Source organism: Pseudomonas idahonensis, from assembly GCF_037903935.1.
Taxonomy (GTDB): Bacteria; Pseudomonadota; Gammaproteobacteria; order Pseudomonadales; family Pseudomonadaceae; genus Aquipseudomonas; species Aquipseudomonas danubii.
In genome coordinates, this window is record NZ_CP149586.1 from 2790200 (window position 1) to 2810276 (window position 20077).

At 63.2% G+C, this 20077-nt stretch carries 20 protein-coding genes; 10 read left to right on the plus strand and 10 right to left on the minus strand.

From position 1 onward, the window contains the following. Nucleotides 1-128 precede the first annotated feature (128 nt). Both WIN67_RS12775 and WIN67_RS12780 read right to left on the minus strand, forming a co-directional pair. The gene (locus WIN67_RS12775) at nucleotides 129-1076 is read right to left on the minus strand and encodes a sensor domain-containing diguanylate cyclase (RefSeq protein WP_102864309.1); all 948 of its coding nucleotides are present in this window, start codon (nucleotides 1074-1076) and stop codon (nucleotides 129-131) included. Nucleotides 1077-1079: 3 nt separating this feature from the next. Beyond that, nucleotides 1080-2069, minus strand: a complete 990-nt coding sequence (locus tag WIN67_RS12780) for a response regulator (protein WP_102864310.1) — start codon at nucleotides 2067-2069, stop codon at nucleotides 1080-1082. Between the two features lie 709 nt (nucleotides 2070-2778). Here WIN67_RS12780 and WIN67_RS12785 point away from each other — a divergent pair. Next, the gene (locus tag WIN67_RS12785) at nucleotides 2779-3315 is read left to right on the plus strand and encodes a DUF4174 domain-containing protein (RefSeq protein WP_339071397.1); all 537 of its coding nucleotides are present in this window, start codon (nucleotides 2779-2781) and stop codon (nucleotides 3313-3315) included. Between the two features lie 64 nt (nucleotides 3316-3379). Here WIN67_RS12785 and WIN67_RS12790 read toward each other — a convergent pair whose 3' ends face one another. Next, the gene (locus WIN67_RS12790; RefSeq protein ID WP_213666144.1) at nucleotides 3380-4570 is read right to left on the minus strand and encodes an aspartate aminotransferase family protein; all 1191 of its coding nucleotides are present in this window, start codon (nucleotides 4568-4570) and stop codon (nucleotides 3380-3382) included. A gap of 101 nt (nucleotides 4571-4671) precedes the next feature. Here WIN67_RS12790 and WIN67_RS12795 point away from each other — a divergent pair, with 101 nt between their 5' ends. Next, the gene (locus WIN67_RS12795; RefSeq protein WP_102864313.1) at nucleotides 4672-5619 is read left to right on the plus strand and encodes a LysR family transcriptional regulator; all 948 of its coding nucleotides are present in this window, start codon (nucleotides 4672-4674) and stop codon (nucleotides 5617-5619) included. Here the strand turns inward: WIN67_RS12795 and WIN67_RS12800 are convergent. The 3 genes from WIN67_RS12800 to WIN67_RS12810 are packed head-to-tail and all read right to left on the minus strand — an operon-like array spanning nucleotide 5571 to nucleotide 7340. Then, on the minus strand, nucleotides 5571-6077 hold the full coding sequence (locus WIN67_RS12800) for an NUDIX hydrolase (RefSeq protein ID WP_102879876.1): 507 nt from the start codon (nucleotides 6075-6077) through the stop codon (nucleotides 5571-5573). The two genes, WIN67_RS12795 and WIN67_RS12800, sit on opposite strands and share 49 nt — an antisense overlap. Nucleotides 6078-6085: 8 nt before the next feature. Then, complete coding sequence (locus tag WIN67_RS12805; RefSeq protein WP_123393192.1) at nucleotides 6086-6793, minus strand: NUDIX hydrolase; 708 nt, start codon at nucleotides 6791-6793, stop codon at nucleotides 6086-6088. Nucleotide 6794: 1 nt separating this feature from the next. Then, entirely contained in the window at nucleotides 6795-7340 is a 546-nt protein-coding gene (locus WIN67_RS12810; protein WP_102879874.1) for an adenylyltransferase/cytidyltransferase family protein, read from the minus strand. Nucleotides 7341-7523: 183 nt separating this feature from the next. Between WIN67_RS12810 and WIN67_RS12815 the strand changes: the two genes are divergently transcribed. The 3 genes from WIN67_RS12815 to nadE are packed head-to-tail and all read left to right on the plus strand — an operon-like array spanning nucleotide 7524 to nucleotide 10290. Further along, complete coding sequence (locus tag WIN67_RS12815) at nucleotides 7524-8171, plus strand: isochorismatase family protein (RefSeq protein ID WP_110595813.1); 648 nt, start codon at nucleotides 7524-7526, stop codon at nucleotides 8169-8171. A 9-nt stretch (nucleotides 8172-8180) separates the two neighbouring features. Then, nucleotides 8181-9410 carry a nicotinate phosphoribosyltransferase gene (gene pncB, locus WIN67_RS12820; protein WP_339071398.1) on the plus strand — a complete coding sequence of 410 codons (1230 nt, stop codon included), beginning with the start codon at nucleotides 8181-8183 and terminating at the stop codon, nucleotides 9408-9410. A 1-nt stretch (nucleotide 9411) separates the two neighbouring features. Then, nucleotides 9412-10290, plus strand: coding sequence for an ammonia-dependent NAD(+) synthetase (gene nadE / locus WIN67_RS12825; RefSeq protein WP_339071399.1), 879 nt, complete (start codon nucleotides 9412-9414; stop codon nucleotides 10288-10290). A 113-nt stretch (nucleotides 10291-10403) separates the two neighbouring features. Here nadE and WIN67_RS12830 read toward each other — a convergent pair whose 3' ends face one another. Continuing rightward, a complete protein-coding gene (locus WIN67_RS12830; RefSeq protein WP_339071400.1) occupies nucleotides 10404-10871 on the minus strand; it encodes a hypothetical protein in 468 nt (155 codons plus the stop codon). After that, the gene (locus tag WIN67_RS12835) at nucleotides 10864-11274 is read right to left on the minus strand and encodes a GFA family protein (RefSeq protein ID WP_267269853.1); all 411 of its coding nucleotides are present in this window, start codon (nucleotides 11272-11274) and stop codon (nucleotides 10864-10866) included. The genes WIN67_RS12830 and WIN67_RS12835 overlap by 8 nt, the downstream gene beginning before the upstream one ends. A gap of 515 nt (nucleotides 11275-11789) precedes the next feature. Between WIN67_RS12835 and fae the strand changes: the two genes are divergently transcribed. From fae to WIN67_RS12855, 4 genes are all read left to right on the plus strand, one after another. Then, on the plus strand, nucleotides 11790-12302 hold the full coding sequence (gene fae / locus WIN67_RS12840) for a formaldehyde-activating enzyme (RefSeq protein WP_267269854.1): 513 nt from the start codon (nucleotides 11790-11792) through the stop codon (nucleotides 12300-12302). 10 nt (nucleotides 12303-12312) lie between these two features. Continuing rightward, the gene (locus tag WIN67_RS12845; RefSeq protein WP_306383111.1) at nucleotides 12313-13347 is read left to right on the plus strand and encodes an aldo/keto reductase; all 1035 of its coding nucleotides are present in this window, start codon (nucleotides 12313-12315) and stop codon (nucleotides 13345-13347) included. Then, nucleotides 13344-14777, plus strand: coding sequence for an NAD-dependent succinate-semialdehyde dehydrogenase (locus WIN67_RS12850; RefSeq protein WP_339071401.1), 1434 nt, complete (start codon nucleotides 13344-13346; stop codon nucleotides 14775-14777). The genes WIN67_RS12845 and WIN67_RS12850 overlap by 4 nt, the downstream gene beginning before the upstream one ends. Nucleotides 14778-14909: 132 nt before the next feature. Then, nucleotides 14910-16271: an MFS transporter gene (locus tag WIN67_RS12855; RefSeq protein ID WP_306383113.1), complete on the plus strand. Its 1362-nt coding sequence runs from the start codon at nucleotides 14910-14912 to the stop codon at nucleotides 16269-16271. Nucleotides 16272-16305: 34 nt separating this feature from the next. Here WIN67_RS12855 and WIN67_RS12860 read toward each other — a convergent pair whose 3' ends face one another. Beyond that, the gene (locus WIN67_RS12860; RefSeq protein ID WP_273923964.1) at nucleotides 16306-17181 is read right to left on the minus strand and encodes a LysR substrate-binding domain-containing protein; all 876 of its coding nucleotides are present in this window, start codon (nucleotides 17179-17181) and stop codon (nucleotides 16306-16308) included. A 268-nt stretch (nucleotides 17182-17449) separates the two neighbouring features. Further along, nucleotides 17450-18622 carry a hypothetical protein gene (locus WIN67_RS12865; protein WP_306392812.1) on the minus strand — a complete coding sequence of 391 codons (1173 nt, stop codon included), beginning with the start codon at nucleotides 18620-18622 and terminating at the stop codon, nucleotides 17450-17452. Nucleotides 18623-18943: 321 nt separating this feature from the next. On the opposite strand from WIN67_RS12865, the gene WIN67_RS12870 reads away from it, so the two are divergent. After that, the gene (locus WIN67_RS12870) at nucleotides 18944-19885 is read left to right on the plus strand and encodes a LysR substrate-binding domain-containing protein (protein WP_236186867.1); all 942 of its coding nucleotides are present in this window, start codon (nucleotides 18944-18946) and stop codon (nucleotides 19883-19885) included. Nucleotides 19886-20077 lie beyond the last annotated feature (192 nt).

Consider the following 20077-nt stretch of genomic DNA (forward strand, 5'->3'; position numbering starts at 1 on the left):
CCTTGTGGCGCTGGAAAAGGCGTAGCAGACCGGGGGATGGACCGGAAAAGCGCGCAGTTTATCCCTTGGCGGCGGTTTTTTTTCAAGGGGCCTGAGTGCCCCTGTTCAAGGCGCCCGAGTGCCGCTGTTCAAGGCGCGTAGGTGCTGACCCGATTGCGCCCGGCGTGCTTGGAGGCGTACAGCGCCTGGTCGGCCCACTCGATCAGGCAACGGTGGTCCCGGGCCGGACGGTCGAGGCAGGCGATGCCCAGGCTGATGGTGAAGGCGATGGCCTGGCCGTTGTGGATCACCTGTTGTGCTTCCACCGACTGGCGCAGGCGCTCGGCCAGGGTGTGGGCACCGGCCAGATCGGTGTGGGGCAGGAGGATGGCGAACTCTTCGCCGCCATAACGCCCGGCCACGTCGCTGTCGCGCACATGCTCGTGGATCAGTTGCGACACGCGTTTGATCACCGCGTCGCCGGCCTGGTGCCCGTAGCGATCATTGATCGACTTGAAGTGGTCGATGTCCAGCATCAGCAGGGCAATGGCGTTGCCGTGGCGGCTGTATTCGAACGCCAGGCGCTGTTCCCAGTGGCCACGGTTGAACAGCTGGGTCAGGTGGTCGACGCGTGACAGGTGCTGCAACTGCTGGTTGGCCTTCTGCAGCGCCAGGCTGTTGATCGCCACGTCGGTGAGGTCGTAGATCACCAGGCAGACATGATGGATCTCGCTGTTGGACGAACGCAGCGGCAGCAGCGTGGTGTTCTGGTACATGAACTCGCCCTGGCCGGTAATCGGTTGGTAATTGTTGAAATGCACCAGGTACGGCCGCTGCTTCCAGATGGTAAAGGCCGGTGTGCCCAGGGCCACCACACGCCCGACCTTGCGGGTGAACCAGGGTCGCTCGACCTCGGGGAACAGCTCAAAAAAGGACTGGTCGATGGCCTGCTTGGAGGGCACGCCGGAGCGGTTCTCCATGAAGCTGTTCCACACCTGGACCCGGCACTCCAGATCGAGCACCACGATCCCCACATCGATGCTCTGGACCACCGCCAGCAGCCAGTGCAGTTCACTGAAATCCATTCGTTTGGGCATGGCTCAATTCATCAGGTAGGCGAGCTTCTGTTCCAGCAAGGCCATGGAGCTCTCGGTGAACAGCAGCAACAGGTCGAAGTGGATGTTCTGTTCTTCCAGGCTGTAGCTGATCTCCACCGCTTGGGTCCTGTTCCAGCGTTGCTGGTTGAGCACGATCAATTCATCGATGGTGGTGTGTTCGCCCAGCACCTGGGGATGACCCACGGAAAAGAACACATCCAACTGCTCGGCAATGCTGCTCAAGCAGGCACCGATCAACACGCTGGACAGGTCGATCAGCACTTCCATTTCCTGATAGGGATCGGTGCCCTGTTCCATCAGTTGGGCGATGTCGGCCACTTCCGAGTCGTAGAACATCAGCAGCGCTTCGCCGGCAATGCCGCTGCCGATATAGCTTTGGCAGATGGCAGTCAGTTGCCGGGCGCGATTGGCATCGGCCAGGAGCATCTGCAGTTCGCCGGCCTCCAGCACATTGACGTGAGGGATCGGCAGGTGCACGAACACGTCCAGGACCTTGGCGATCAGCGCCGCGGCGTAGCCCATGGAGACGTTGACGGTTTCCCGGAACGCGTCGCGAAAGGTCACCAGGGGTGGCGGCGACAGGGGGGCGACGGGGGATGCGCCAGGGCTGTCCAGCAGTTGCAGTTCGTTGAGCAGTGCACGCAACTGCTGGGGATCGAAGGGCTTCTTCAGGAAGGCCCGGGCCCCCAGTTCGCGGGTGCGACGGACCGCTTCTTCCTGGACGTCGCCGGAGATGACGATGATCTGTGCGTCGATGCCTTCTTCCTGTACCGCACTCAAGACCTGGTAGCCGTCCATCACCGGCATGGTCAGGTCCAGCAACGCCACCTTGCCCAGCCCCCGGCGCAGGGCTTCCAGGCCTTCGCGGCCGTTGCAGGCCTGGGTCACGGACACCCGCCACTCACTGGGCAAGGTCCGCAGCACCTGCTTGCGGGCCATGCTCGAGTCATCGCAGACGAGGAGAGGGATCATCGGGGTCGGACGCTCATTCGAAAAAACCGCCGTTGGATAACGTTCAGGAATGTAACGAGTTGCCGCGCAATAAGGGTGGTGTAACGGGCTGTCCGTGCCGCGCCGCACTATAGTTCGGTCGGCAATGGAAGAACAAGTCGGCGTTCATTGAGTTATTTGTTCCAGATCATTGTTCTGTGCATTGAACTGCAGAGCGAGTTGCAACTTTCGGCTGATATCAGCCTGTGCCTCGATGCGTTGTTCCCTTTGCATTGCTGGGTGAGTTCAGCGAGATGCTGAAAGCATCGAAAGCCCCGAGATAGAAAGGTTGTTAAAGGTCAGTGAACCGTTGTGCCTGTTTTCTGGCGTTTGCAAAATGACACTTTGCAAGCAACTTTAAAATGCTGCCGTTCAATACGCTTGATGTACGAGCTGGTCAGGGACGGTGGTATGAAAGACGGCATATTCTGCTGCCGGAGGAGGGCGTGAAAGTTTCGGCGCAACCGCTGTTCCGATATTCCGTACAGCCCGCTTATATGCAACAAAACCTTACCGTGGAATGCACTTCTATGATCGCTGCCAACCCTGTAGCCCTTGTTTCCCGCCGCCTATAGACCACGAGGCGCAGGCCCGGCCGGCCGGGCAAAAAAATGTCAGATTTTGAGTCCCGGCCTGGACCTTTTCCTGCAATGCGCAATCATTACTGCGTGGAAAACATAAGGAGAGACGCATGTTCATTCGGCCATTGACCCTCGCTACTCTGCTCGCTGTCGCCGGCCCGGTCCTGGCGGCCGACAACGACGGCCCATTGGCTCAGGACCTGGGCAAGTCACGGCCATTGATCGTGATCGCCCCCAGCACCGTGGACCCGACCCTGGTGAGCCTGAAGAAATCCCTGGATGAGCCGGCGACCCGTCAAGCCTTCAACGAACGCAACATGGTCCTGTACACGGTGATCAACACCATCGGCCAGCGCGATGGCAAGGACATCGACCCGCAATCCACCATGGCCCTGATCCGCAGCCTCAAGCTGGGGGCGGGGGCCCAGACCAAGGTGATCCTGGTGGGCAAGGACGGCGAGAAAAAGCTCGAGCACTCCGGAAGCATCGAGCTCAAGGAAGTCTTCAGCGCGGTCGACCAGCTGCCGGCGGCGGAGAAACAGGCGGCGGCTCCAGCTCCGGCTCCCGAGCCGGAAGCCAAACCGGCCAATGCCAAGGCCGGCAAGGCGGCCAAGCCGGCGGCGGCGCCCAAGCCGCTGGACGACTGAAATGCATAGCCGGCTAGCCCGGGGCAGGCGCTGCGCGCCCCGGAACTTGCCCAGCGTCATCGCGTCAGCCCTGGCGCGATGACAGCGCCTCGAGGGTTTGGCGCAGCCCGTCGACGATCATCTCCACTTCTGCGGCATCGATCACCAAGGGGGGCAGCAGGCGGATGGTCGTGCCCCGGGTGACATTGATCAGCAGGCCATGATCACGGGCGGCGATCTGCACCAACTGCTGGGCCGGCTGCACCAGCTCGATACCCACCATCAGCCCCAGCCCGCGAATCTCCCGTACCGCCGGATGTCCCGCCAGTTCCTCCCGCAACCGACCTAGCAACTGGGCGCCGCGTTGCTCGGCGTTAGTCAGCAACTGCTGTTCCTCGATGATGTCCAGCACGGTGCAGGCCGCCCGGCAGGCCAGGGGATTGCCGCCGAAGGTACTGCCATGGCTGCCTGGTGTGAACAGTTCGGCGGCCTTGCCCCGGGCCAGGCAGGCACCGATGGGAATGCCATTGCCCAGGCCCTTGGCCAGGGTCATCACGTCTGGTACCACGCCTTCGTGCTGACAGGCGAACCAGCGCCCCGTGCGGCCGATACCGCTCTGGATCTCGTCGAGCATCAGCAGCCAGTTGCGCCGGGTGCACAGCTCACGCACGGCCTTGAGGTAGCCGGGCGCAGCCAGCTGGATGCCGCTTTCACCCTGGATCGGCTCCATCAGCACCGCGCTGATGCGCGGACCGTGCTTGGCAACGACCGATTCCAGGGCGGCCAGATCGCCGAACGGCACCTTGAGAAAACCGTCCGGCAACTGGCCGTAGCCCAGGCGCACTGCCGGGCCGTCGCTGGCGGCCAGGGTGGCCAGGGTCCGGCCATGAAAGGCGTTTTCCATGACCACCACCAGGGGCTGCTCGATGCCTTTGTGCCAGGCGTGCAGGCGCGCCAGCTTGAGGGCGGTTTCATTGGCTTCGGCCCCGGAATTGTTGAAGAACACCCGCTCCATGCCACTCAGCTGGGTCAGTTTGGCGGCCAGTTGCTGCTGCCAGTGGATGTCATAGAGGTTGGAACTGTGCAGCAGCAGGCCGGCCTGTTCGCGGATGGCGCTGACCAGGCGTGGATGAGAGTGGCCGATACCGGTCACCGCGACTCCGGCGATGGCGTCCAGGTACTCACGCCCGGTCTGGTCCCAGAGGCGGCTGCCCAGGCCCTTGCAGAAGCTCAGGGCGAGGGGCTGGTAGGTGCTCATCAGGCAGGCGGCGGTCATGGCGGGCGACTCCATCTCAGGGGGTGTGCTGCCAGTATCGTTAGCCATTCAGGCTAGATAAACTCGCCATTTCTTTAATCATCTTGAAGTCAGGGTTGATAATGGATCTGTTCCAGGCAATGTCGGTGTACGTCAAGGTGGTGGAGGCGGGAAACATGACGGCCGCCGCCCGGGAATGCGCAATGTCCACCACCATGGTGGGCAATCACTTGCGGGCCCTGGAGCAGCGCCTTGGGGTGCGCCTGCTCAACCGCACGACGCGACGCCAGCGCCTTACCGAATTCGGCACCGAGTACTACCAGCGTTGTCTGGCGGTACTGGGCCTGGTAGCGGACTCCGAGCGCCTGGCGGAGCAGGCTCAAGGCGAGCCCTCCGGCACCTTGCGCATCACCGCGCCGCTGACCTTCGGCACCGAGCGCCTGGCTCCGGCCCTGAGCGAGTTCCGGGAGCGCTGTCCGCAGGTCAAGGTGGAACTGACCCTGGCCAATCAGCGTTTCGACTTGAGCGACGGCGCCTTCGATGTGGCCGTGCGCCTGGGCAACCTGGACAACTCAGCGCTGATTGCCCGGCCGCTGCAGGATTACACCCTGACCATCTGCGCCGCTCCGGAGTACCTGGAGCGTTGCGGCACCCCGCAGGTTCCAGAAGATCTGCAGCAGCACAACTGCCTGGCATTTGCCTACCCGGCCGGTGACGAGTGGAGCTCCACCGCCACCCAATGGCCGTTGCGCGGGCCCGAGGGGGATGTGCTGATTCCGGTGTCCGGCTCGTTGCTGACCAACACCTCGTCCGGGTTGCACCGGGCGGCGCGGGGTGGGCTGGGGCTGGTGATGATGCCCGATGCGCTGGTGGAGGAGGACCTGCAGCAGGGCCGGCTGGTGCCGGTGCTGCAGGATTATCAGTTGCCGTTTCGGACGATGCACCTGCTGTATGCCCAGGACCGCTATCGTCTGCCCAAGCTGCGCAGCTTTGTCGACTTCGCCCTGGAGAAGTGGGGGCGTCAGGCCGACTCGGCGGCCAGCAACATCATTGCTGCCGACAGGGTGTGACCGTCGGTGATCTGGCCGGCGGCGATCATCGCCAGCAACTCCTGGCGGCTGACCCACAGTACATGGTCCACCTCGCCATCGGTGGCGGCGCTCTGCTGGTCGGCGATCTCGACCTGACACACCGCCACCGCGCTGGCGATCAGCGAAGTGTTGCTGTGCAGCAAGCCCAGTTGGCGGACCTGCGATGCCTGCCAGCCAGTCTCTTCCAGCAGTTCCCGGGCTGCGGCGTCACAGGCGCTTTCCCCGGCATCGATGGCGCCCCGGGGAAACTCGATGGACTGGCCGCCAATGGCCCGGCGCTTGAGGTCCACCAGCATCAGCCGGCCATCGGCCAGGGTCGGTACGGCGACCACGCCGTTCACCGCCTGGGCTTCCTTGATGATGAAGTAGCCGTTTTCGCGGACCACCTTGAAGTACGGGGTTTGCAGCAGGCACTGGCTTTCGGTGACGGAACTCATGGGCGGCATTACTCCAGAAAACAACGATCGAACAGGTACAACTCGGTGGGTTTGAGGCTTTCCACTGTGGCCTGAGGGCGGCCGCCATCGCCGCTTTTCTTGCGCCCGGTTTCCTGCAGGTAACCGGCCTCGCTCATCTTCAGCAGGCGCTGGCGGATGCTGGTCTTGAGCACTGGCCGCTGCAGCACCAGGGAGAAGATGCTCACCGCCTCGGGGGCGCTGAATTCCTGGCCGAGAAACATCAGCGGCAGGCTGCTGTACAGGGATTTGGAAAACAGCCGCTCCCGTGTCTGGGCTACCAGGTTGTTGTGGTCGAAAGGCAGTTTGAAGGCGCCGCTGGCCACCTCGCCAAGGGCAAAGAAACCCTGCTGCGGGCCGGGCTGCACCGGGTCGCTGACGATCCCCAGGTAGAAGGTCGAGGACGACCAGCAGCGCGGGTCGCGGAAGGCGTCGCCGACGGTGCCCACCTGTTCCAGCCAGGCCAGGGGCATGTCCACTTTGCTTGAACGTCGCAGGCGTTCCACCGCGTCATTCAGGCTGCGGTCCTCGACATCGCCGTTGACCACGATGCCCGGCAGTGCCCAGTGTCCGGCGAATGGCTCGCTGTCCCGTTGGTGAAGGAGAATTTCCAGCTCGCAGCGCTCGCGGTTGTAGCGCAGCAGGCACAGGTCGATGGTGTGCAGGTAGGCGCTGGGGAGGGTGGTGCGATCGTGCATATCAACTTCCGTGGACGGCGTAGAGGCCGTAGTTTAGCGGATTCATGCCCGGTGCCAGCCATTGGCTGGGCGGTGTTTCGCCGCGGGCCAGGCACTGGCGCAATACGCTGCTGCGGACCCCGGGCTGTTCCTCGATGCAGAGGATGGAAAAGCGTTGCAGCAATTCTTCGCCGCGATGGAACCTGGGCAACTGTCGCGCCACGTCTTCACCCACCACCAGGGCGATGCGCTTGCCGTCCAGGGCCAGGTCGTCGGCCAGGCGTTGCAGCAGAGTGAAGCTGTAGACCGGACCCGGATCGGCCAGGGCCAGCTGCCGCTCCAGGCGGCTGACCGCCAACTCGGCCTGGCACTCGGGCTGCAAGTGCGTGGTGATCGCCTGCAACCAGTTGGCCCGTTGCTCGAAATCGGCCATGCGCTTGCCATCCGGGTGGCGAAAGCTCGGGACTACCAGTACCCGGCGGGCGTGGCGAGCGGCTTCGAGCATCACCTGGGCGTGTCCGGCGTGGGGCGGGTTGAAGGCGCCGCCATAGAGGGCCAGTTCAAACATCTGCTTTTCCTTGATTGGTACATGACGTGTACCTTAGCATCGCTTTTGTCGGCGGAGAACCTCCTTGTGCACCTTGTTATTGCAGATTGATTGAAGATCGATTGATAAAAATAAAATCCATAGGGGCTTGTCATGAAAGTACATGACATGTACTTTGTGCTCCATGCAGAGGAGAGACCCAGCATGAACAGCCAAACGATGAAGACCGCTTCCTTCGATGTCGATGCACAAAAGAGCTTTACCCCGCTGTGCCCGAACGAGTTGCCCGTGGCCGAAGGCGATCGCATCGGCGGCGAGCTGAATTTCATGGCGACCCTGGCCAGCCTGCGTATCGGCAGCAAGGACGCCCACAGCCCTCAGGCTCCCTGGGTGGTGGCCGAGCACGCACAGATGCTCCAGCCCACCGGCCTGGAACACGCCGACCTGACCTGGGTCAGCCACTGCGTACCGGGCACCGCAGGCTTCACCCTGCTGGACGAGTTGCCCACGCCTTACGACTACGACTACTTCGTGTGGAAGGGCGTGGAGCCGGACCTGCACCCCTATGGCGCCTGCTATCACGACCTGCACGGCAAGCTCTCCACCGGGGTCATCGAGTACCTCAACAGCCAGGGCGTGCAACAAGTCATCGTCGGCGGCCTGGCCCTGGATTTCTGCGTCAAGACCACCGCCCTGCAACTGGCCGCGGCCGGCTTCAAGGTGATCATTCACCTGCCGGCCTGTCGCGCCATCAGCGCCGAGGGTGCTACCCAGGCGATCGACGACATGCAACGAGCGGGCATCGCGGTTGCCGCGACCCGCGAAGCAACCGCCAGACTGGCCAAGGCCTGAGGAGTCATCATGGAAAGTGCATTCGACCGTAACAACGGCGTGATTCAGAGCCTGCTGGACACCGACTACTACACCTTCACCATGATGCAGGCGGTGCTGCACCAGCACCCCAATGTCGATGTGGAATACCAGTTCATCGTCCGCTCCAAAGAGTCCCTGGTGCACCTGATCCCCGAGATCCGCCAGGAACTGGAAAAGCTCGCCGGCCTGCAGATGCGCGAAGGCGAGCAGCGCTTTTTGTTCAACAAGCGTTTTCGTGAGTACCTGACCCCGGACTTCGAACAGTTCCTCGGCCTGTTCCGCTTCAACCTGCGCTACATCCACGTGGCGGCGGTCGACGGCCAACTGAGCATCCGCGTCCGTGGTCCGATGCTGCACTGCATCATGTTCGAGCAGCCGGTGCTGGCCATGGTCAGCGAGTTGCGCAACCGCGATAAGTACCCCGAGGTGGAGCTTGAGGATGTCACTCGCCGGCTCTACCAGAAGTTCGAATGGCTGGAGAAAAACGCCAGCCGCGACGAGCTTGCCGAGTTCCGCGTTTCGGATTTCTCCACCCGCCGGCGCCTGTCGTTCAAGGCCCAGCGCGAAGTGGTGAAGATCATGCGCAGTGATTTCCCTGGGGTCTTTGTCGGCACCAGCAATGCGCACTTGGCCTACGAGTTCGACCTGCCGCTGATCGGCACCATGGCCCACCAGTGGTTGATGGTGCACCAGCAACTGGGGCGGTTGCGGGAGAGCCAGAACGCCGCCCTGGAGAATTGGGTGCACGAGTATCGCGGACGCCTCGGCATCGCCCTGACCGACTGCATCAGCACCGACTTTTTCCTCAAGGACTTCGACCTGTACTTCGCCAAGCTCTACGACGGCCTGCGCCAGGATTCCGGGGACCCGATCCTCTGGGCCGACAAGGTCCTGGCCCGCTACCGCGAACTGGGCATCGATCCACGGACCAAGGACCTGATGTTCTCCGATGGCCTGAACTTCGAGAAATGCCTGCCGATCCTGCGCCACGTGCGTGGCCAGGCCAGGTTCGGGTTTGGCATGGGTACCAGCCTGGCCTGCGACGTCGAAGGCGTGGAGCCACTGAGCATCGTGATGAAACTGGTGCGGGTGCATGGTGAACCGGTGGTGAAGTTCTCCGACGACCCGATCAAGAACGTTTGTGAAGACCCGTCGTTCCTGCGCTATGCGGCTCAGGTGTTCAACGTTGATCTTGCCAACTCGCCCCTGGAGGCCTGACATGAGCAACCAAACCCAAGAACGCATCGCCCGGGAACTGGGCATCGACCGGCAACTGGTGCGTGGTGGCGAGGCCCTAGAAATCGCCCGGCGCGTGGACTTCATTCAGCAAGTGCTGCGCGAGTCCGGCTGCACGACCCTGGTGTTGGGCATCAGTGGCGGAGTCGACTCCCTGACGGCCGGCCGCCTGTGCCAGCTGGCGGTGGAGCAACTGCGCGGGGCAGGGCAGGAGGCGCGATTTATCGCCATGCGCCTGCCCTACAAAAGCCAGGCGGATGAAAGCGATGCCCAGGCGTCCCTGGACTTCATTCGCCCGGACAGCGTCAGTACTTGCAACATTGCCGACAGCGTCGATGGAATGATGAATCAGCTACAGATCGACGGCTTGCAACCCTCGGCGGCCCTCAGCGATTTTGCCAAGGGCAACGTCAAGGCCCGAGCGCGGATGATCGCGCAGTACGCCGTGGCCAACTTCAGCAACGGCCTGGTGGTGGGCACCGACCACGGCGCCGAGGCGCTGATGGGCTTCTTCACCAAGTACGGTGACGGCGCCTGCGACCTGGCCCCGCTGTCGGGTCTGACCAAGACCCAGGTACGCCTGCTGGCCGACGCCCTTGGCGCTCCTGGCCAACTGGTGCACAAGGCGCCCACCGCGGACCTGGAAGAACTGGCCCCGGGCAAGCTGGATGAAACGGCTTATGGTTGCAGCTACGAAGAAATCGATGGCTACCTGATGGGCGAGCCCGTCACCGACGCAGTGCGCCACCTGATCGAACGTGCCTACCTGCGAACGGCCCACAAACGCGCCTTGCCCCGCACCCCGCCTTATCGGCATGCGTCGAATGACCTCTCCCAGCCGGTCCTGCCCAGCGTCCTGTAGCCGCTGCCGCAGGCTGCGATCGGCTCCGCAGGAGACGCGGCGAGCTGAACGCCGCCAGAGGTCCGTCGGGAAATCGCCAGGCAAGGTCCTGTTGCCTTTGTCGACAGGGCCGGTCAATCCGGCCATTTCTTCAAGGCCACACGGCATTCTTCGGTCAGCTCCGGCATATGCTCCCGTACCTGCGGCCAACCCAATATCTCCAGTGCCTCGCCGGCGCCTTCTCGCAGCGGTCGCCATTGCGGGTGTTCGAAGCCATTGTCTTCCAGGGTCATTCCATAGGCCTCCCGGCACAGTGCTTCACAGCCGCTTAACAGTGCTTGCAAGCGCGACAGCAAATGCGGCGCCAGATACAGCGGAAAATGCTTCACAAAACCAGCGAGATAATCCAGATAGCCAGACCACAGATTGCACTCGGCACAGCAACCGACCTCCATCCGTTGTCGCTTGGCGTCCAGGGCGAGAAACTCCAGGGCCATGCCCAGTTCGCCCAACAGGATGATCCTTCGGTATTCGTCCTGGCCGTACCAGGTCCAGACGTTCGAGGCGAGGGGGGAGCTGCAGTGCGAAGGTGCTTCACTCATGCTGTCCGCCTTTATCCTGCGTTGTCGGCGCGGGCTGCCAGCCCTCGGGCCAGCGGTCGCTGAACGAATGGCTGGCCGGCATCAGGGCTGGGTCGCGGTTGTCATCGAAGCAGCCCAGCAGCAGGGCAAGGGTCGGCTCGTCATCGACAGCCCCCAGCGTGCTGCCGCATTCCCGGCAAAAGGCCCGGCTCGAATAGTCCGACGACCTGAAGGTCGCCGGTGCGCCGCCAGGGCCGGTCCAGGTCACCCGTTCCCGGGGGAATTCGACCCACGCCAGCGTCAGCGCGCCACTGTGGCGCTGGCACAGTTTGCACGAGCAGGTATGGGGATTGGCGGCAGGCCCTCGGGCCTCGAAGCGAATCTGCCCGCACAGGCAGCCGCCCTGGTACAACGCTTGGTTCATGGCTGGGTCTCTGAACATGCGGCGCTGATGGCCGATGGGCGAATTTACCACGTCCGGCATGTTTTCAAGGCACAGCAAGGACCTGATCGAGGACCTGGGGGGATCTCTGGTAACCGATCGATGGGTAACTCAACAGGGCTTTGACGCCGGCGGGCAGTTCCGGTCCCGTGACTGGCAGCAGGTCCAGGGTGACGCTGGCGTAGGGGGAGCGAGCAGGTCGCCGGGCGCTTGGTCCGCCGCGGAGCGCCCTTCACCAGGGGTATGACTAAAGCTCATGGCCACATGACTTTTAATGGTTACGGCTGCCTGAAAATCCGGTGATACAACAGCGCCAAACCAGCTCATCCATAACAACAAAGAGCGTTTGGCCATGACTTCATCCCGTCCTGCCGGGCTTCCCGGTTCGCGCTGCACCTATCTCTGGCTGCGCTCTTTTACCTGCATTTTCCACCCGGTCCGGTTTCAGCTTGGCTGATCCGGTTCCTGTTCCCTGCATCCTCAAAGAGTAAGCATCCATGCAACCACTCGACCTCTACATTGGTGAAGGTTTTGAAGGCCCGGGCGTCAATGCCGCCCATATCAATATCCTCATCGGTCCGCGCAACGGCCCTGCCGGGCAGGCCTTCGCCAGCAGCCTGGCTTCGCCGAGCCAGGGCCATTGCCCATTCATGGTAATTGCCCAGCCGAACATCCCGGTCAAGCCCATGACCCTGTACGTGAACAAGGCAGCCATTGTCAGTGAGCTGCACGGCCAGGCCACTTGGGGCGCCTCTCAGGCCGGGATCGCCAAGGCGGTGCTCGAAGCGCTGCTGGACGGCACCTTGCCGGCCGAGGCCGAGAACCAGTGGGCAATCGTCACCGCCAACTGGGTCAACCCGGACTGCGACGACTTGGATGCGGTCTACCAGAACAACTACCGCGCCTGCCGCACGGCAATTCGCGCAGCCCTGACCGGCAAGCCCGAGCGCGCCCAGCTGGCGGACGTGGTGAACCAGATCAGCAACCCGTTCTACACCCCCAAGGCCTGAGGAGCGCAGCATGCAATACATTCGTTTGGGCCAGTCCGGCCTGCAAGTCTCGCGCCTGTGCCTGGGCACCATGAACATGGGCACCCCGGACTGGAAACCCTGGATCTTCGATGAAAAACAGAGTGAGCCCATCGTTGCTCACGCCCTGGATCACGGGGTGAATTTCATCGACCTGGCGGACTTCTATTCCGCAGGCGTCGGTGAAGAGGTGGTGGGACGCATCGTCAAGCGTCTGGCGCGCCGCGAGGACCTGGTGATCACCACCAAGGTCGGCTACGGCACCCGCAGCGGGATCAATGCCAGCGGTCATTCGCGCAAACATATCCTCGACAGCATCGATGCCTCGCTCAAGCGCCTGGGCATGGATTACGTCGATGTGTTCATGCTGCATTACTTCGATGTGAACACCCCAGTGGAAGAAACCATGCAGGCGCTGGACGACATCGTCCGTGCCGGCAAGGCCCGCTACATCGGCGTCTCCACCATGCTCACCGGGCAACTGGCGAAGCTGCTCATGGCCTGCGAGCGCCATGGCTGGGTCAAGCCGATCAACATGCAGCTGCAACTGAACTGCGCCTACCGCGAGGAAGAGCGCGAGATGATCCCATTCTGCCGTGACCAAGGCTTGGGCATCTCGGTGTTCAGCCCCCTGGCCCGTGGCTTGCTTACCGGTGACGTGCAGTCGACCCGCAACCAGACGGACTTTTTTACCCAGCAGATGTACAGCGATGAGGCCTCGTTGCAGATTGCCCGCTCGGTACAGCGCGTGGCGCGCGCCCGCGGTCTGTCCAACGCCCAGGTGGCCCAGGCCTGGGTGCTCAAGCACCCCGGGGTCGATTGCATGCTGGTGGGCGCCGACACCACCGCGCAGTTCGATAGTGCCCTGGCGGCCCTGGAGACCACCCTGGATGCCGAGGAGCTGCACGAGCTGGAGCGCAACTACACCCCCTGCGATGTGATCAACGACTACACCGCCGGCAAACGTATCCTGCGCGTGGCCCGTCCGGGGCTGCAGCGCTTTTCCCTGAGTGAGGCACTGGCATGAGCGCATTGATCCGTACTGGCCATTTCATCGATGGCCACTGGTCCAGTGGCGGCGCCAGCTACCCGGTGTACAACCCGGCCAATGGCGAGCTGATCACCCAGGTGCAAAAGGCCGGCGCCGAGGAAACCCGCCTGGCCATCGCCGCCGCCCAACGCGCGCTGCCGGCCTGGCGCGCACTCACCGCCAAGGAGCGCAGTCAGCGGCTCAAGCGCTGGAGCGAACTGATGATCGGCCAGCAGCGCGAACTGGCCACCTTGCTCAGCCGCGAACAGGGCAAGCCCCTGGCTGAAGCCATGGGCGAGGTGGTCTATGCCGCGAGCTTTCTGGAGTGGTTCGCTGAGGAGGCCAAGCGTGCCTACGGTGATGTGATCCCCAGCCACAAGGCTGACGCGCGAATCATCGTGACCAAGCAAGCCATCGGTGTGGTCGCGGCGATCACCCCGTGGAACTTCCCCCTGGCCATGGTCACGCGCAAGGTCGGCCCGGCCCTGGCCGCCGGCTGCACGATGATCCTCAAGCCCTCGGAAGAAACCCCGCTATCGGCCTTTGCCCTCGGGGTGCTGGCAGAGCAGGCGGGTATCCCGGCCGGGGTGTTGAACATCGTGTCTGGCGATGCCCAGGCCATTGGCCAGGCGCTGCAGGCTTCGAGTGTGGTGCGCAAGCTGTCGTTCACCGGCTCCACCGGCACCGGCAAGCTGCTGATGCGTCAGTCCGCCGACACCCTGAAAAAAGTCTCTCTGGAACTGGGGGGCAACGCACCGTTCATTGTCTTCGACGACGCCGACCTGGACGCCGCGGTCAAGGGCGCCATGGCCTCGAAGTTTCGCAACACCGGGCAGACCTGCGTCTGCGTCAACCGCTTCTTTATCCAGGATGGCGTGTATGAGGCGTTCACCACCCGGCTGGCCGAGGCGGTTGCCGCGCTGCGGGTCGGCAGTGCCCTGGACGGCGATACCGAGCAGGGCCCGCTGATCAACGCGGCGGCCCTGGCCAAGGTCGAGGCGCATGTCGGCGATGCGCTGGAGAAGGGCGCTCGGCTGCTCTGCGGCGGTCGTCGCCACGCCCTGGGCGGCACCTTCTACGAGCCGACCATCCTTACCGAGGCCAGCGACCAGATGCGGATCACCGAGGAAGAAACCTTCGGCCCGGTGGCGGCCTGCTTTCGTTTCAAGGACGAAGCCGAGGTGCTGCAGCGGGCCAACGACACGCCATATGGCTTGTCGGCCTACTTCTACAGTCGCGACATCGGCCGGGTCTGGCGCATGGCCGAGGGCCTGGAGGCAGGGATGGTGGGCATCAACGAAGGCATCATTTCCACCGAAGTGGCGCCCTTTGGCGGGATCAAGGAATCGGGCCTCGGCCGCGAAGGTTCCAGGTACGGCCTGGACGATTACCTGGAGATCAAATACCTGCTGATGGGCGGCCTCTAGCCCTCACACCCTCCGATGCAGGCGCTGGCTTGCCAGCGAAATGGCGCAAGGTCCAAGGGGCCTTTCGCCAGCAAGCCGGCTCCTGCGTGGTTCGATTCATCTCTTATCCAAGAACAATAAATGGAGACGAACATGAGCACTGCAACCGTCAAGATCGATGACCTGCCCATTGGCCGGTTCCACCTGAAAATTGCCGGCCTGACCTTCGGCGCGCACTTCACCGACGGCTACATCCTCGGCCTGATCGGCATCGCTTTCACCCTGCTGAGTCCGCAGATGCAGCTGGATGCGTTCTGGCAGGGCCTGATCGGTGCTTCGGCGCTGATGGGGCTGTTTATCGGCAGCCTGTTCTTCGGCTGGATCTCCGATCACCTGGGGCGGCAGAAGATCTTCCTGGTCAGCTTCGTGCTGATCACCCTGGCCTCGGTGATGCAGTTCTATGCCGAGACGGCCATGGGCCTGTTTGCCTGCCGGGTGCTGATCGGCATCGGCCTGGGCGGCGATTTCAGCGTCGGCCACGCGATGCTCGCCGAGTTCGCGCCGAAGAAGCAGCGTGGCGTGCTGCTGGGTTCGTTCAGCGTGATCTGGACCTTCGGCTATGTCGCCGCGACCTTTGTCGGCACCGCCATGCTCAGCCTCGGCGACGATGCCTGGCGTTGGATGCTGGCGTCCTCGGCGATTCCCGCCGGACTGATCCTGCTGGCGCGCATCGGCACCCCGGAATCGCCGCGCTGGCTGGTCAACCGCGGGCGCATTGCCGAGGCCCGGGCCATCGTGCACAAGCACCTGGGAGCCAACGTGGTGCTGGACGAGCAACCCAGCGGCCAGAGCCGCTCCGGCTACGCTGTGCTGTTCAGCCCCGAATACCGCAAGCGCACCGCGTTCAACTGCCTGTTCTTCGTGTGCATTGTCATGCCGTATTTCGCCATCTACACCTTCCTGCCGTCGATCCTGCAGAAGATGGGCCTGGCCGAGGGCTTCGGCACCGAACTGATGCTCAACCTGCTGCTGATCATTGGTGCGCTGATTGGCATCTGGTGCACGGTGAAGTTTTCTCGCCGGGGGTTCCTGATCAACTCCTTCATTATCCTGGCGGTGGCACTGTTGCTGCTGGCGGTATTGCCGGGCAGCGCGGCGTGGCTGATGGTGTTGCTGTTCGGGGTGTTCACCCTGGTGCTGTCGGCGGTGAGCAACCTGGTGGGGGTGTTTCCCGCGGAGAGTTTTCCCACCGAAGTGCGCGCCAGCGGCATTGGCCTGGCCACCGCGGTGAGTCGCCTGGGCTCGGCCATCAGCACCTTCCTGCTGCCGGTGAGCGTGGCCGGGATCGGCCTCAGCCCAACCATGGGCATCCTCGCCGGGATCCTGGCCCTGGGAGCACTGATTTCCTGGGCCTGGGCGCCAGAAACCAAGTCCCTGACCTTGAGTCAGGCGTGCAGCGCCAGCGCTGTTGGCTCCAGCAAAAACGACCTGCCGAAGGTCGCCTCGCCGATCTGATATCGCCCCGCATCATCGTAGAAACCACGCGTCGTCAGGGATTGCTCACCCGCCCCAGCCATTGGGTGAACAGCTGCACTTTGGACAGCCCCTGTTTGCCATTCGCCACGTCTAGCCAGTAGCCATATGGGCCGATCACCTCCACCGAGGTGATCGGCAGCAGGCGTCCATCCGCCAGTTCCCCCTCGATCATCTGCCGGTCGATCACCGCCAGCCCGCCACCGGCCAGGGCCGTGTGGATCACCTGGTCCAAGGTGCTGAACTCCAGGCCTGCCCGGGCGTCGACGTCGTTGCGACCCATGGCCGCCAGCCAGTTCTCCCAGACCTGCAAACGCTTGCCGGCATGCAGGATGTGCAACAGCGGAAAGCGCCCGAGGTCCGGCGCCTGGCCGGCGCTGAACAGCTCCGGGCTGGCCACGGCAATATGCCGCTCCATCACTAGCAGTTGGCTCTGGCAATGGGGGGCGGCCTGCAGGCCGAAACGGATCTCGCAATCGACTTCGGCCGGGCTGTCGTGATGGTTGTGCTGGGTCACGCTGAGGCTGATATCCGGGTAGCGCTGGCAGAAGTCCCGCAGGTGCGCCGACAGCCAGCGGGTGGCCCAGGTCGGCGGCGCGATGATGCGCAGGCGTTGACGCAGATTGGGGACGCGCAGGGCTTGCAGGGCGCGCTCGATGTGATCGAAGGCCTGGCCCAGGTTCGGCGCCAGGGCCGCGCCGGCCTCAGTCAGCGCCAACCCTTGAGGGGAGCGGCTGAACAGCGCCACGCCGAGGTAGTCTTCGAGCTGCTTGATCTGTCGGCTGACTGCGCCCTGGGTGACGTTGAGCACCACAGCGGCCTGGCTGAAACTGCGGTGGTGGGCGACTTCCTCGAAGACCCGGAGCATGTTCAGGGAGGGCAGTTGACGCATGGCGGGCAGACTCCGCACCTGACGCCAGGCTGTAGCGATCCGCGCCTGGCGGGCTGAGCGCTGGAAGTGGCGGGGCAGGTTTATTGTTGTTGTAGGGCACTTCATCTAGGGCGCCCATCTTAGCCTGTAGGAGCCCTTTGCGGAGGTTGGCTTGCCCGCCAAGAGGTCCGTGAGGTCGCTTTCGCCGGCAAGCCGGCTCCTACAGAGAGATTCATATTTTCCTGCCAACTGTAGGAGCTGGCTTGCCAGCGAAAGGGCCAGCAAGGATTCAGAAGTAGTAGCCGATATTCACATACACCTGGTTTTCCCACTGGTTGCTGCCACCGGCTCCCAGGCTCTGGGCATAACTGCTGCCGCCGATGTACGGATCGTTCTTGCCGAACAGCCATTCGGTAGCGATCCACAGCTTGCTCAGCGAGAACGAGCTGCCGAGGATCATCCGCTGGGACGTTTTGTAGGCGCTGGCCGACTTGTCGAAGGCGCTGTAGTTGGCGTACAGCTTGACCCCGCTGACCTGGTCGAACAGGTACTTGCCGTCGACGTCGTAACTCAGGTCGGCGACATACAGGTTGCCGCGGCTGGCGACGTTGAAGGTGCCGTCGTAGCCGCCCAGGGTTATCAGCTCATCGGTGCCCGGATTGCGTGGCGACATCTGCTGGCGCGCCGCCTGCAATTGCACGCCCCACGGGCCGTTCTTACCCCGGTAGTGGACGGCCAAGGCATTGCGCCTGCCGTCGTTGTGGGTGTCGTTGTTTTTCAGGGTCGAGGTCAGGCCCGAGACGCCGACTTCCGATGCCCAGTCACCCAGTTGCACGGCCCGCGCCACCCGCAGCACCAGGGTGTTGCGTTCGCGGTTGTCACTGCCGTCGGCCACGTAGCTATCGGCCGAAGACACCACGCTGGAATAGGTGCGACCGTTGCTGGTGCCCTTGCCCTGCCAGGCCGGGCGCAGGTAGTAGCCTGCCTGGAGGTTCCAGTCGCCGTGCTGCTGGATGTACTTGGCACCGATTTGCTCGATGTCCTCCAGGCCCACCACGTTGCCCAGGGTTTCGAAGAAGGTGCTGCCGAAATAGGGTTGCAGGCCGAAGGGAATCTGGTTCAGACCGACCTGCACTTGCTGCTCGGGGTTGAACCGGTAGCCAATCCAGGCGCTCTCGGCGAAAGCGATGTCGCCCACTTTGTCGGTGTAGCGGTAGGGGTAGGCGCGGCCGTAAAAGCGGTACTTGGCGGCGCCGATCCAGGTGTCGGAGCTGTACTTGGCACTCAAGATCGCGGTGTCGAAGTTGAAGGTCTGGATATCCCGGTCCGGGTCGTAGTCCCAGCGCGCGCGAACCGCGCCGCCCAGATCCAGGTGGTCGGTGACTTGCACGGCCAGAGCGGGGGTGGCGAGGCTGCCCAGCAGGGCGAAGTTGCACAGTAGGCCAGAGCGTTTGTAAAGCATGGGGTTTTCTCCCGGATTGTTATTGTCGGGTGCGATGAAACCGGCCGCGGCAAGGGCTGCAGCCAAGGGTGAAAGAATTGAGAGTGGGGTGAACGCTAGGGCTTCAGCCCTTGGCGATCATCGAGACAAGCGGGAAAGGAGGCATGGGCAGTACTCGTTGTTGTTTTTGTAATGTGCCTGCAGTGTTGCTATCTGCTCCTGGCTCGACAAACGATTTATTCATCGCCAAGGCATGACTAAAACGAATGTTAGTCCCATAGATTCCGCCTGCGATGGCATGCGATGCTCTGCGCTTCCTGCAGCCATCACAGAGAGACTGTCGTGAAACGCAAGATGCCTGCGCTCAATGCGCTCAAAGCCTTCGAGGTCGCCGGCAGCACCGGCAGTTTTACCCGGGCCGCCGAATTGCTCAACGTCACCCAGAGCGCGGTCAGCCGTCAGGTCCGGCAATTGGAGGAGCAGTTAGGGGAAAGCCTACTGCAACGCCGCCATCATCACCTGGAGCTGACCAGCGCCGGGCGTGTGCTGCTGCGGGCCCTGCACCAGTCCTTCGACAAGATCGAGTTGACGTTGCGCGGCATCGCACAGAAATCCCACACCAATCGCTTGCACCTCAATGCGCCGCCGACCTTCGCCAGTCGCTGGCTGCTGCCGCGCCTGGGGCGCTTGCGCGAGCAGCATCCGGAGCTGGAGCTGAGCCTGACCACGCGCTTGCAGGACAGCCTGGCGGAAACCGCGACCCTGGATTGCGCGATCCGCTTTGGTGACGGTGAGTGGGATGGCCTGGACAGTTCGCTGCTGTTCCAGGAGCGGCACATCGCCGTCTGCGCGCCTTCGCTGCTGGCCCGGGAATCGGCGGAGCAGGGCGTCGATCTCAAGCGCATGACCCTGTTGCATGTATTGGCCCGGGAGGACCAGCGCTACCTGACCTGGAAGCACTGGCTGGATGCCGCGCGGATCACCGGGGTCGATACTCAGGGCGGCTATGAGTTCGACCTTCTGGACCTGGCCATCCGCGCGGCCACCGAGGGCCTGGGGATCACCATTGCCGACTGGCACATGGTGGCGGCGGAGCTGGCGGCGGGGCAGTTGACCCAGGTGCACAACGTGCATGTGGAGGGGCACCAGTCCTACTGGCTGGTGACGCGCCCGGCCCAGGCGCCGTTGCCGCAGCTGCAGGTATTCAGCCAGTGGCTGCAAGAGGAAGTCTGGCTGGCGCAGCGCCAGCTTGAGCCCTCCACAGCCTCCACACCCCTGGGCTAGAGGCCGCGCGACCGCCTTCGTCGGCAAGCCGACTCCTACAAAAGCCCACATGCGCAACCTGTGTAGGAGCTGGCGTGCCAGCGAAGAGGTCCTTCAGACCACCATCATCAGTGCGTCATAACCTGCGTTTTTTGCATGTTAGTCCGCACAATTAATCGTTTGTCCTTGTCGCGCCGGACGACAAGACTGCCA